This is a genomic window from Jeotgalibacillus sp. S-D1, from assembly GCF_004358665.1.
In the GTDB taxonomy this organism is placed as follows: Bacteria; Bacillota; Bacilli; order Bacillales; family Jeotgalibacillaceae; genus Jeotgalibacillus.
In genome coordinates, this window is the sequence record NZ_SMZR01000002.1 from 117,587 (window position 1) to 130,810 (window position 13,224).

Below are 13,224 nucleotides of genomic sequence, written 5' to 3' on the forward strand. Positions count from 1 at the left end.
TATTGAAATGATTGTTCCAATTCATTTGAACGTTCCTAAAAGGTATACGACTGTATCGATTAAAAAGTTTCAATTGATAAGTTAAAGAATGAAAGATTTGAAATCGTCTAACACGAAATGAACCCACATGGTACTTATGGGGATAGTATAGCCTTTTTCAGTCTTGAAAATGAATAAAAAAGGACTGATCAACATTCGCTTTTAAGCAATAATTGCGCAAGCCTCTGTTTCACAGTCCGATTTTATATTAATCATTTACGAAGTCGTAACCGGTTCACCTGTCCGTTCAGACATTCGGGCCGCCATACGTTCACGTTCACGCTCAAGAACTGGTTTAAGATACTTTCCAGTATATGACTCATCTACCTTCACAATGTCTTCAGGCTTTCCGGTAGCCACAATTGTTCCTCCGCGGTCTCCGCCTTCCGGACCTAAATCAATAATCCAGTCTGATGCTTTAATGACATCCAGGTTGTGTTCTATAACCAAAACAGTATCTCCATTTTCCACAAGGCGTTGAAGCACCTCAAGCAAACGTGAAATATCATCTACATGAAGGCCGGTTGTCGGCTCGTCTAAAATGTAAAGAGAACGGCCTGTAGAACGGCGATGCAGCTCAGAGGCCAATTTCACCCGCTGCGCTTCCCCACCTGAGAGTGTGGTTGCAGGCTGTCCCAGCGTAATATAGCCTAGTCCGACATCAACAATCGTCTGGAGCTTGCGGCTGATTTTTGGGATATTTTCAAAGAAAGACAATCCATCCTCAATTGTCATTTCAAGTACATCTGAAATATTTTTACCCTTGTATTTTACCTCTAATGTTTCCCTGTTGTACCGTTTGCCATGGCATACTTCGCAGGGTACGTAAACATCCGGCAGGAAATGCATTTCAATTTTGATAATGCCGTCTCCGCGGCAGGCCTCGCATCGCCCGCCCTTGACATTAAAACTGAAACGCCCTTTTTTATATCCACGCACTTTTGCTTCATTCGTCGTTGCATATACATCACGAATGTCATCGAATACTCCGGTATACGTGGCAGGATTTGACCGTGGTGTTCTGCCAATCGGAGCCTGGTTAATATCAATTACTTTATCCAGCTGATCGATGCCTTTGATCGCTTTATGCTCTCCTGGCTTCGTTTTTGCTTTATGCAGCTTTTGGGCAAGGGCCTTGTGAAGAATGCCGTTAATTAAAGTACTCTTGCCTGAACCCGATACCCCGGTTACAGATGTGAAAATACCCAAAGGAATATTAACTTTAACATTTTTCAGGTTGTTTTCTTTTGCTCCTGTGATCTCAAGCTTTCTGCCGTCCCCTTTTCTTCTTTCATGGGGCAGCGGAATAAATTTTTTGCCGGAGAGATACTTCCCTGTCAAGGACTTGCTGTTTTTCATTACCTGCTTCGGTGTGCCGGCTGCTACAATTTCACCGCCATGGACGCCTGCCCCTGGGCCTACATCAATTAAATAATCAGCCGCCATCATGGTATCTTCATCATGCTCCACCACAATTAGCGTGTTGCCGATGTCCCGCATATTTTTTAACGTGCCGATTAACCGGTCATTGTCGCGCTGATGAAGACCGATGGAAGGTTCATCAAGAATATAAAGAACCCCTGACAACTGGGAACCAATTTGGGTTGCGAGGCGGATACGCTGTGCTTCTCCACCCGATAAAGTACCTGCTGCACGGCTAAGTGTTAAATAATCGAGTCCTACGTTTACAAGAAAGGAAAGCCGCTCATTTATTTCTCTTAAAATCAGCTTGGCAATCTGCATTTCTTTTTCAGTCAGATCTAACCGATTGAAAAATGCTTTTGCTTCTTCAATGGAAAAAGACGTCACCTGGCCGATATGGTGATCATTAATTTTAACTGCCAGACTTTCTTTTTTCAGCCGATGCCCCTTACAGGTGGGGCAGTCCTGCTGTCCCATATATTTTTGCATTTGCTCACGAATATAGTCTGAACTTGTTTCACGAAAGCGTCTTTCAATATTTTGAAGCACACCTTCAAATTGAATATTGTTTTCACGAACCTGACCAAAATCATTTTTGTAGCGAAAATGGATTCTTTCTTTTCCTGAGCCGTGAAGGATTTTATCCATTTTCTTTTTTGGTATGTCCTTTACTGGTATGTTCATATCTATTTTATAATGTTTACAAATAGCTTCGAGCATGGATGGATAGTATTGGGAGCTGGTCGGTTCCCATGGGGCAATCGCATGCTGCTTCAAAGTAAGCGATGGGTCGGGAATCACAAGATCCAAATCAACTTCAAGCTTTGAACCCAGACCGTCACATTCTCCGCACGCCCCGAATGGAGAGTTAAATGAAAACATTCTCGGCTCCAATTCCTCAATTGAAAATCCGCAAATCGGGCAGGCATGATGCTCATTAAACCTGATCTCTTCCTCGCCAATCACATCAATGACTACATTGCCATCTGCAAGACGAAGCGCACTTTCAAGCGAATCAGCCAGTCGGGATTCAGATCCTTCTTTCACTACAATTCGGTCCACGACAACTTCTATGGAATGCTTTTTATTTTTGTCTAATTCGATCTCTTCACCGATATCAATCATTTCGCCATTTACCCGTACACGTACATAGCCCTGCTTTTTAATATCCTCAAGTACCTTTGCATGTGTACCCTTACGCCCTGAAACGATTGGGGCCAATACCTGCAGACGGGTCTTTTCAGGATACTCATAGATCCGGTCCACCATTTGCTCAATGGTTTGGGAAGTGATTTCAATGCCGTGTTCTGGACATATTGGACGGCCCACTCTAGCAAACAGCAAGCGCAGATAATCATAAATTTCTGTAACCGTTCCAACAGTTGAACGCGGGTTTCTGCTCGTGGTTTTCTGATCGATTGATATAGCAGGAGAAAGCCCTTCAATGGCATCTACATCCGGCTTATCCATTTGACCAAGAAACTGACGGGCATAAGCAGAGAGCGATTCGACATAACGCCGCTGACCTTCTGCATAAATTGTATCAAAAGCCAATGAGGATTTTCCCGAGCCAGACAGGCCTGTCATGACTACCAGCTTATCCCTTGGTATTGTGACATCGATATTCTTTAAATTATGGGCTCGTGCCCCCTGTACTATAATTTGATCTTTTGCCATTAAAAGGTCATCCTTCCGCTTTTAACTCTAATACCAGGTCACGCAGCTCAGCCGCACGTTCAAAATCAAGTGCCCGGGCAGCTTCTTTCATTTCGATTTCCATCGATTCAATCACTTTTGCCCGCTCTGGTTTAGTAAGCTTCTTCATTTTGGCAGCTGGTGAAACATATTCTTCCGACTCTTCTGCTGCATGAGTTGCACGAATGACATCCCTGATCTTTTTATCAATCGTAACAGGAGTAATATTGTGCTTTTCATTGTATGCCGTTTGTTTTTCTCGTCTTCTAGCGGTTTCATCAAGTGCTCGGCGCATTGAATCCGTGATTTTGTTGGCATACATAATAACATGGCCATGTGCATTTCTGGCTGCACGGCCGATCGTCTGGATCAATGCACGGTCGGAACGTAAGAACCCTTCTTTGTCTGCGTCCAAAATAGTAATTAACGAAACTTCAGGTATATCCAATCCTTCCCTTAAAAGGTTAATCCCAACCAACACATCATATTTACCAAGCCGCAGATCGCGGATAATTTCAATTCGCTCAAGTGTCTTTATTTCAGAATGTAAATATTGAACTTTGATGCCGATTTCCTTTAGATAATCGGTTAGATCCTCTGACATTTTCTTTGTTAGGGTTGTAATTAGCGTCCGTTCATTGTTTTTGATCCGTTCTTGAATTTCCCCAATAAGATCATCGATTTGACCTTCAATTGGACGTACTTCAATTGTAGGATCAAGCAGTCCGGTTGGTCGAATAATCTGCTCAACCATCTCCGGTGTATGTTCAAGCTCGTAAGGACCAGGGGTTGCTGATACAAATACCGCCTGATTTACATGCGATTCAAACTCATCGAACTTTAACGGCCGGTTATCGAGTGCAGATGGCAGACGGAAGCCGTGATCCACCAATACTTTTTTACGCGCCTGGTCGCCGTTGTACATCCCGCGAACCTGCGGCAGCGTTACGTGAGATTCATCAACTACAAGAAGAAAATCCTTTGGAAAATAGTCTATCAGTGTATAAGGAGTTGCACCTGCCTCACGCAGGGTCAAATGCCTTGAGTAATTTTCAATTCCTGAGCAGAAGCCCATTTCATTCATCATTTCCAAATCGTAGCGGGTACGCTGTTCCAATCTTTGTGCTTCAAGCAATTTATCTTCTTCTTTCAGAACTTTCAGCTGTTCCTCCAGCTCCGCTTCGATATTGGCGATTGCTTTTTTCATTTTTTCTTCCCGTGTAACGAAGTGGGACGCCGGGAAAATAGCGACGTGATCACGATCACCTAAAATTTCGCCTGTCAGTGCATCCACCATTCGGATCCGGTCAATTTCATCCCCGAAAAATTCGATGCGAATGCAGTGCTCATCATTTTTCGCCGGGAAGATTTCCACAACGTCCCCTCTTACGCGGAACGTACCGCGAGTAAAAGCAATATCATTTCGTTCATACTGGATATCCACCATTTTGCGAAGGAGCTGATTCCGTTCGATCTCCATACCCTTACGCAGCGAAACGACCAATTCACTGTACTCTTCTGGAGAACCCAGACCATAGATGCAGGAAACGCTGGCAATTATGATAACATCATCCCGTTCAAAAAGAGAGGATGTAGCGGAGTGACGCAGTTTATCTATCTCATCGTTGATGCTGGCGTCTTTTTCAATAAACGTATCCGTCTGCGGTACATACGCTTCAGGCTGATAATAGTCATAATAGCTGACAAAGTATTCCACTGCATTATTGGGGAAAAACTCCTTAAATTCACTATACAGCTGCCCAGCCAAGGTCTTATTATGAGCAATGACAAGCGTTGGCTTTTTTACTTCCTGAATAACATTCGAAATGGTAAACGTCTTTCCTGTCCCTGTAGCACCCAGCAGCGTCTGATGTTTTTTCCCATCTTTGATGCCCTGCACTATTTTTTCAATTGCCTTCGGTTGGTCGCCCCCCGGCTTGTAAAATGATTGAAGATCAAACTCTTGCACCATGAATACGCCTCCCAGATTTCATCGTAACTTACTTACATTTCTTCTATATGCATACCCTTTATCCTGCTTTCAAACAAGGCAGAGCGTAAAAATTATCAACTTAGCAATACTTTCTTCCATATTACCACAACAGACTTTTAAAAAGATAGCAATAAGAGAACGTATATTCGTATAATATATTGGCAAGAATAGAATCCTTTAACAAAACAGAGCCTGATGAAAATAAACTCGGATGTCTTTTCTTATTGACAGCAAAAAAAAACACGGCGTTTACGAAACGCCGCGCATTTTTTCATTATTTTGTTTCATATATCGGTTGGCAAACCAAAGGCCTAGTGTGAGAGAAGCGGCATCGACGATAATGATGAGCCAACTTCCAACATAGCCTTTATAAGACGATGCTGCAATCAATGCGATCGTTAGCAGCATTGCAATAAAACGGCTGTAGGTTACCCTTGTGAATAGAACCACTAAAAGTGCAGGGGCAAAGATAGCCAGAAGTAGTTTTGTGCCCATTCAATCACCTCGATTCATGCTTTCATCTTACGCACTTCAGTCTCCATCTGCAATAAGATTCTGGGTTATTTTACTTAATTCGCTTTGAGGAATGAATTTTTCTGCAAGCATATCCGGCAGAACGTCGCTAAGAAAGAATTGCACACTTTTCATCTCATTAAACTTCACAATTGTGGTAAGTGCCTCCTGATATATTTCAAGAAAGATTGGCTCTGGATTTCCTTTTTGAATTTCCCCGAACGATTCATAAAGTAAATCAATTTTATCTGCGACAGATAAAATATTCCCTTCAAGCGTTGAATCCTTGCCTTCTTTAAATCTTTCCAAATAAATATCCTGATATGGTGCAGGAAACTCCTGCCTTACGAATTTATGCGTCATTTCTTCCTCAACTTCGCTAAATAAACGATTTAATTCAGAAGATGCATATTTTACCGGGGTTTTAATATCACCGGTAAAAATCTCGGGATAGTCATGGTTTAACGCCTTCTCATACAGTGATTTCCAATCCGGGTTTTTACCATGGTATTCTTCTACCGTCCCCAGGAATTGGGCAATTTTTGTCACCTTAAATGAATGGGCAGCAACGGTGTGCTCATTGTATTTAAACTTCCCCGGACAGCGATACAATTTTTCCATGTCTGATAAACTTTTAAAATAATGGTGAATGCCCATTAAATCCTCTCCCGATTTTATCTGATTTAGCCTATCTTAGCACCATGAGGGAATTGGGACAAGCTAAGAATGGTAAACAAAATAAAAATAAACAATCGAAGATGCACGCCTTCGATTGTTTACAGTTATACCGGAGAGATCACGCAAAAGCTTACGCACTATCCGGTGCAAATTCTCTCATACGGTCTTCAACCATGATAATTCCGAGCTGGTGATGCTGGCCTTCGTGCAGCGCACGCTGAACATACCGCATTTCACCTTGCTGGTTAAGCACTTCAATTTTACAATGAACCCGATTTTTTTGAAGTGCAGCGTATAGTTCCTGTTCATTTTTTACTGGCAGGCCATTTAATTTCTTAATAACCTCTCCCCTTGTTAATCCCATTTTATCAGCAGGAGTGCCAGGTATAATATCCACAATCATTACGCCATTTTCCCTGTTCATAAAATGATAGCCTGAATGGCGGCATATCGCCCTGGTTTTAAATGCTAAGAAAACCCGTCCGGCAAAAGCCAGTACAAAAGCTGCCAGGAATAAATAAGGAGCCCAGTAGCCTGCTACAGCCACAATTGTAACAAGTGCACTTAACCAGACAACCTCCTGCGAAGCCTGGCGAATAACGGGAGCAGGCAGATCATGCACAATCGTTAATTGGAAACCGATAACAAATGGCACTGCTATCAGTGACCACGATGTAGAACCAAAAGTAATGACAGGCCACCATCCGCTTATTGGTTCAATACTGCCTGCAGGAACAAGCAAGAATAACGGCACCAGCCACAATCGCTTCGTAAAAAATGCTCCTGCATTTAACCCTCTTGGCGTACGGATAATTCTCGGTGAAGTGCGTTTCTGCGCATTTACCCTCATTAATATACCTTCAGCAAAAAGCAAAATACCCATTATTATACTTGTAACGCCAATGACGCCTGGATCCTGAGCAGTTTCAGGAATCCATGCCGGCATTGTGACATCCAGATACGACAGACCATAAACAATACCGGCCGCCAAAGGAATCACAAAGGCCGGAGAAAGTGCACGGAACTGCCAGGTCAGAACGCCTGCGAGCATAAGAAGACTTACCGTATAAATCCAGATAAGCGGTATTTCCACTCCAACTGTTAAAATTATTACGGAAAACAGTATTCCAAGAAGTAAACCCCAGCCTAACAAACTGGTCAACTCTACAGCCCATGACTGCATTCCAATACGAATGTCTTTCCGTTCTCTTTTTACTCGCATAATACCTGCCGCGACAACCGCAATTATGGCTGCATAAAACACAGGGTTCAACAATACTGCTGCTGCCCCATTACCGATTTCTTGAATCCACTCGTTCATTTTTTGAACACAACCCTTCTAATCTGTTTCCTGGTATGTAGATCCTGCATTCACTAATGTAAATAAAAGGACCATTTAGCATCAAATGGTCCTTTCGAAAGGAAGATTCTGATTGTCTCTATTGTATCAAACTCAACATGACTCTTACATGAGAAATTTTACTCTTTCTCAGAGATAAATTGAAGAGCAGATTGCAGCTGCAGATCATTCTTTGGATTGTCTTTGTATGATTGAATAGCTTTATCGAGCTCTGTCAGGGTTGCTGTATTTGCTTCTCCGTTTTCTTTCAGGCCTGATTTCTTTTGGAAAGCAGTAATTGCTTTTTCAGTACTCGTAGAGAAGTAGCCATCTGTGCGATCCACTTCGTACCCGAGACCATTAAGTATATTTTGCAGCACAGCGACTTTCTCATCATTCATACCCTTTTTCAAAACTACAGCTGATTGCAGCGGCACCAGTCCATATACAGGCGATTGCTTAACAGCAATTGTAGGTTCAATTCCTTTTTTATGAATCCACCGTTTATTTGGTGTCAGCCATTTTGACATTGTAAGTTTCATTTGACTGCCATCGCCCAATTCAAACGATTGCTGAACGGTGCCTTTGCCAAATGTTTTTTCTCCGATTAACGGATAGCCTTCAACCTCCTGCATGCCGGCTGCTAAAATTTCCGCAGCAGAAGCACTGCCCCCGTCAATTAATGTAACAACAGGATAGTCTTTCTTTTCTTTTAACACAGACTTAAGGGGTTCACGCTCACCGGTTCTTTCTTCAATATGCATGAACGGTTTTTTTCCAGTGACAAATTGATCCATAATCTCATGCACACTGGACAATAGACCGCCTGGATTTCCTCTGACATCTAAAATCAGCCCATTAATGCCCTCTGTCTCAAGTTTCGTAAGTTCGTCCTTTAAATCATTGGCGGTTCCTTCAGCGAAAGTGGTAATTTCTATATAACCGATTGTGCCGTTATCTGTTTTCATCCGGTCGCTATGTACCGTTTCAATTGGAATTTCATCTCTTTTTACAACAATCTTCAGATCTTTTTCACGGTCTCCACGATTAATGCCGATTTCAACTTTACTTCCCTTCGGTCCACGGATTTTAGCTGTTACTTCATACAAGGTAAGACTTTGTACGCTTTTCCCGTCAACACTGATTATTTTGTCATTTGGTTTAAGTCCAGCTTCTTCTGCCGGAGAGCCTTTGAATGGAGAAACAATAACAAAATCTTCCCCTTCTTTTGTTACCTCAGCACCAATCCCTGAAAAAGATGAATCCAGTGACTGCTCAAATTGCTTCGACGTTTCCTTATCCATGTATACTGAATACGGATCGTCCAAAGAAGCTACCATCCCCTGTATGGCTCCATCCAGAAGTTTGGATGAATCCACTTGTTCCACATAGCTGTCTTTTATCAGGTTTTGTGCTTTTTGAAGCTTGGCCAGCGCCTCTTCCACTTCAGGCTGATTGGCCTGCTGTTCCTGGGTGTTTTTGAACCAGATCTGTTCTATTGCAAAAAAGAGAGCAGCTCCCACAAGGACACATGTAATCATCAGGAGCAGCTTATTGTACTTTCTCATACCATTCATCCCCCCTTAATAAATCATTACAACTGAATGTATGATGAACCTGTCCAATATAGAAGGACAACCCTCACTGTTCTACTGCTTCAATCAATTGTTCCTTTGTCACCGGCCCGAGAATTTTCTGTTTTATATTTCCCTCGCTGTCCACGATATACGTACTTGGGATCGTCAGGATCGTGTAGGCTCTTGCTACATTTCCTTCAGTATCCAGTAGCACAGGAAATGTCATTTGATTCGCTTTAACAAAACTTTTTATTTTTTCTTCGCCATGATCCTCCTGTGTCAGATTTATCCCCAGAAGCACTACATCAGGATGGTCCTTTATGTAGTCAGCTTGAAATTTCTCAAGCTCAGGAATTTCTTCATGACAGGGGGGACACCAGCTTGTCCAAAAGTTTAAGATAACCGTTTTTCCTCGCATGTCAGATAGCTTGACCGTTTCTCCTTGTAAACTTTGCAAGGAGAAGTCAGGTGCTGCCTCTGTAGTGTTCTTTGCTTCAACCGGTACATTTGAGACCGCCACACTCCTTTCGAATCCTGGCTCATCGATCATCCCCCCGCTCGTTAAAATTAAATAAAATCCGAACCCGCCCATGATAAATGCCCAAGTCCCTGATTGAATCCATCTTTTCAATGCTGCAACTCCTTCCTTAATCAATCCCGTTGGAAGAGTATACGTAGGCAGATCGAAATAGATGTTCAAAATTATTTTTGACTGGGATGAAATCTAATGCGGATGGGGGTTGAAAGTGGATGGGGGGGAAATGTAGAATGGCGGCCGGGAAATGTAGAACATTGACGGGGAAATGTAGAACAACCGCCAGGAAATTTAGAAGAGTGACAGGGAATTGTAGAACAGCGGCCGGGAAATGCAGAACATGCCCCCAATGAACGCTTACTTTCAGCATCAATCAAGAAATTCACAACAAAAAAACCGCCATAACGGCGGTTTAGTTGATTTAGAATGAAACATATTTACGCGGGTTAACTGCGTTTGACTTAGCGCCATTCCAGGCACCCTCGTGAAGTTCAAAATGAAGATGGGAGCCGAATGAGAATCCTGTGTCACCCATTCCGCCGATGTACTGGCCTTTTTCAACATATTGTCCATTTGATACTGAAATGCTGCTTAAATGAGCATATACTGTTGTGTATGTTTTTCCATCAATATTATGAGTGATCATGATCATGTTACCATATCCGCCGTTTTCGCCGCTTTTCGCTTGGAAAACATATCCGCTTGCTGCTGAAACGATTGATGTTCCGACTCCAGCTGCTACATCCATTCCATAATGGTAACGTGATTGGCCATTTAATACATCATAACCAAATTCGGTTGTGATCGTACCAAATGCCGGTGTTGTCCACGCTCCAGCACTTGTTGCCGGCTTAGCAGCTTGCTTGGCAGGAGCTGGTGATGAAGACGTTTGTTTTGGAGCAGATGCTGATGCACTGGCTTGCTTAGCAGCAGCTGCTTCTTCCGCTGCTGCAGCTTCAGCCGCTGCCGCTTCTTGTTGACGTTTCTCTTCAGCCTGGCGTTCTAATTCCTTTTGACGCGCAAGTTCTGCAAGGCGTTCTTGTTCAGCAATAATTTTTGATTCTACATCCGCTGAAAGATCTTTCAGTTCGCTGTCTTTTACTTCAAGTTCTGATTTTTCTTTTTCAAGCTTGCCTTGCTCAGCTTCAAGTTCTGCCATTAGTGATTTCTTTTCTTCCTTTTGGCCATCCAGTTCAGCTTTTAAATTATCAAGATTCGCTTTTTTATCTTCTAAAGCAGCAAGCTCTTCTTTTACTTCTGCTTCTTTTTGCTCAAGCGATTTTTGGTCTCTGTGCTGTTCTTCCATAATTTTACGATCAGCCTCTACAAGCGTGTTTACTGCTGAAAAACGATCAATAAAATCGCCAAAGCTTTCCGCTCCAAGTAAAACATCCATGTAGCTTACTGAGCCGCCGCTCATTTGAATCGCACGGGCACGCTCTTCCAAAAGAAGGGTCCGTTCCTCAATCTTTTGCTTTAATACTTCGATTTCTTCACGCAGCTTTTCAATATGAGCTGTTGTAGAATCAATTTCTTCTGAAACAGTTTCGATTTCAGCTGTTGTAGATTTAATTTTTGAATCTAGTTCTTTAATTTGTGAAGTAACCTCGCTTTGACGGTCAATTACTTTATCAATATTTGAATCCTTTGAATTGATTTCCCCATTAATCTCTTCACGTTCTTTTTTAATATTGTTTTGTTCGTTTTCCAGACTGTTAATTGATTCTGCGGAAACAGTTCCTGAATATGCAGGAACGCTGCCTATAAGTAATGCTGTTGCAATGGACAAGCTCCATAATGACTTTTTCACAATACGTTCTCCCTTCGAATCTAGCATTTTCTCTTTTTAGTTGATCTTACACACGTAAGAATTTACGGACAGACATAAAGCTTCCCCAAATACCAATAACAACGCCCATTAATAAAATTAGTGCATTAATTTGATAGATAAACGGTGTGAATTCGAGAATTTGAATAAAAGAATTTTGCAGTCGCGGCTGCATGAATTCATAAACGTTGTAGTACAGGACAGTTACGATGCCAATCGGCAGAATCGATCCAATAATACCAAGCCAGATACCTTCAAGGATAAATGGAATCCGTACAAACCAATTTGAAGCTCCTACAAGCTTCATAATCTCAATTTCTCTTCTTCTCGCAACAATTGTTATCTTAATTGTGTTTGAAATTAAGAACATTGCGGTAAACAATAAACCAAAGATCAAAACTGCGCCAACATTACGGCTTATTTCAAGCGTTTCGAATAACTGGTCAATTTTTCCTTCGCCATATTCGACATCTGCTATATTTTCAATATCGCTAATTTCTGTGGCTAATCGTTCAGTTTGTCGAGGGTCGGTGGCTTTTACAACAAATTTATCCCTCAGTGGATTATTTTGTTCAAACAGCGCCATGTCTTCGCCAAAACTGTCAATTAAGCTGGTTAATTCCTGTTCTTTTGAGGAATAAGCAACCGATTCTACACCAGACAGACTGGTTATTTGATCTTCGAGTGAATCAATTTCTTCCTGTCCTGATTCAAGCTCAATGTATACATTCATTTCTACATCTTGTTCAATATCCGTTGCAGCCTTATTCATATTAAGCATTAAAGCAGTGAATACACCAACAAGCAGCAATGTAACAGTTACAGCACTGACAGATGCAAATGTCATCCAGCCGTTTCGTGCAAGGTTTTTTAGGCTTTCTCTAAGATGTCTTGATAGTGTTCTAGCCTTCATAACCATACTCCCCTCGCTGCTCGTCACGAACAATTACTCCATTTTCAATGGCAATTACTCTATGACGAATTGTGTTAACAATTTCTCGGTTATGGGTGGCCATGACGATTGTAGTGCCTCTTGCATTAATCTCTTCAAATAGATTCATAATTTCCCATGACGTTTCCGGATCAAGATTACCTGTTGGCTCATCGGCAATAACCACTTTTGGCTGATTAACAATTGAGCGAGCAATCGATATACGCTGCTGTTCTCCTCCGGAAAGCTCATCGGGCATCATGCGGGCCTTATGTTTTAACCCTACGAGATCAAGTACTTCCATGACTCGTTTTTTAATCACCTTTGGCTGTTCCTCTATTACTTCCAGGGCAAATGCAATATTTTCATAAATTGTCAGTCTGTTTAACAGCTTGAAATCCTGGAATACTACACCTATATTTCTTCTTAAATAAGGAACCTTCTTCGGTTTTAATGTCGCAATGTCCACATTATCAACCAGTATCGTACCTTTAGTTGGCTTTTCTTCCCGGTACATCATTTTAATAAAGGTAGTTTTTCCAGCCCCGCTGGGACCAACGACATAAACAAATTCACCTGAATTTATTTGAACGTCAAAGCCATTTGCGGCCATGATTCCATTAGAATATTTTTTATACACTTTTTTCATCTGGATCATATGTATACTCACCTAA

General features: G+C 41.9%; 10 protein-coding genes. All 10 read right to left on the reverse strand.

Annotated elements, in window-relative coordinates:
• Positions 1 to 255: 255 nt before the first annotated feature.
• On the reverse strand, positions 256 to 3,138 hold the full coding sequence (uvrA, locus tag E2R51_RS07695; protein ID WP_133376478.1) for an excinuclease ABC subunit UvrA: 2,883 nt from the start codon (positions 3,136 to 3,138) through the stop codon (positions 256 to 258).
• A gap of 7 nt (positions 3,139 to 3,145) precedes the next feature.
• On the reverse strand, positions 3,146 to 5,128 hold the full coding sequence (uvrB, locus tag E2R51_RS07700) for an excinuclease ABC subunit UvrB (RefSeq protein ID WP_133376479.1): 1,983 nt from the start codon (positions 5,126 to 5,128) through the stop codon (positions 3,146 to 3,148).
• Positions 5,129 to 5,398: 270 nt separating this feature from the next.
• Positions 5,399 to 5,644, reverse strand: coding sequence for a CsbA family protein (locus tag E2R51_RS07705; protein ID WP_133376480.1), 246 nt, complete (start codon positions 5,642 to 5,644; stop codon positions 5,399 to 5,401).
• Positions 5,645 to 5,680: 36 nt separating this feature from the next.
• The gene (locus E2R51_RS07710) at positions 5,681 to 6,319 is read right to left on the reverse strand and encodes an HD domain-containing protein (protein ID WP_133376481.1); all 639 of its coding nucleotides are present in this window, start codon (positions 6,317 to 6,319) and stop codon (positions 5,681 to 5,683) included.
• A 151-nt stretch (positions 6,320 to 6,470) separates the two neighbouring features.
• A complete protein-coding gene (locus E2R51_RS07715) occupies positions 6,471 to 7,661 on the reverse strand; it encodes a PDZ domain-containing protein (RefSeq protein WP_133376482.1) in 1,191 nt (396 codons plus the stop codon).
• Positions 7,662 to 7,819: 158 nt separating this feature from the next.
• Positions 7,820 to 9,247 carry a S41 family peptidase gene (locus E2R51_RS07720; protein ID WP_133376483.1) on the reverse strand — a complete coding sequence of 476 codons (1,428 nt, stop codon included), beginning with the start codon at positions 9,245 to 9,247 and terminating at the stop codon, positions 7,820 to 7,822.
• A gap of 73 nt (positions 9,248 to 9,320) precedes the next feature.
• The gene (locus E2R51_RS07725; RefSeq protein WP_133376484.1) at positions 9,321 to 9,887 is read right to left on the reverse strand and encodes a TlpA family protein disulfide reductase; all 567 of its coding nucleotides are present in this window, start codon (positions 9,885 to 9,887) and stop codon (positions 9,321 to 9,323) included.
• A 325-nt stretch (positions 9,888 to 10,212) separates the two neighbouring features.
• Entirely contained in the window at positions 10,213 to 11,601 is a 1,389-nt protein-coding gene (locus E2R51_RS07730; RefSeq protein WP_240733001.1) for a murein hydrolase activator EnvC family protein, read from the reverse strand.
• 46 nt (positions 11,602 to 11,647) lie between these two features.
• The gene (gene ftsX, locus E2R51_RS07735) at positions 11,648 to 12,532 is read right to left on the reverse strand and encodes a permease-like cell division protein FtsX (RefSeq protein ID WP_133376486.1); all 885 of its coding nucleotides are present in this window, start codon (positions 12,530 to 12,532) and stop codon (positions 11,648 to 11,650) included.
• Complete coding sequence (gene ftsE, locus E2R51_RS07740; protein ID WP_133376487.1) at positions 12,522 to 13,208, reverse strand: cell division ATP-binding protein FtsE; 687 nt, start codon at positions 13,206 to 13,208, stop codon at positions 12,522 to 12,524. Before ftsE ends, ftsX begins: the two co-directional genes overlap by 11 nt.
• Positions 13,209 to 13,224: the final 16 nt, after the last annotated feature.

Excerpts from the sequence above, each read along its gene's own strand:
- uvrA (WP_133376478.1), bottom strand. The coding sequence starts at position 3,138 with ATGGCAAAAGATCAAATTATAGTACAGGGGGCACGAGCCCATAATTTA.
- uvrB (WP_133376479.1), bottom strand. The coding sequence starts at position 5,128 with ATGGTGCAAGAGTTTGATCTTCAATCATTTTACAAGCCGGGGGGCGAC.
- E2R51_RS07705 (WP_133376480.1), bottom strand. The coding sequence starts at position 5,644 with ATGGGCACAAAACTACTTCTGGCTATCTTTGCCCCTGCACTTTTAGTG.
- E2R51_RS07710 (WP_133376481.1), bottom strand. The coding sequence starts at position 6,319 with ATGGGCATTCACCATTATTTTAAAAGTTTATCAGACATGGAAAAATTG.
- E2R51_RS07715 (WP_133376482.1), bottom strand. The coding sequence starts at position 7,661 with ATGAACGAGTGGATTCAAGAAATCGGTAATGGGGCAGCAGCAGTATTG.
- E2R51_RS07720 (WP_133376483.1), bottom strand. The coding sequence starts at position 9,247 with ATGAGAAAGTACAATAAGCTGCTCCTGATGATTACATGTGTCCTTGTG.
- ftsX (WP_133376486.1), bottom strand. The coding sequence starts at position 12,532 with ATGAAGGCTAGAACACTATCAAGACATCTTAGAGAAAGCCTAAAAAAC.
- ftsE (WP_133376487.1), bottom strand. The coding sequence starts at position 13,208 with ATGATCCAGATGAAAAAAGTGTATAAAAAATATTCTAATGGAATCATG.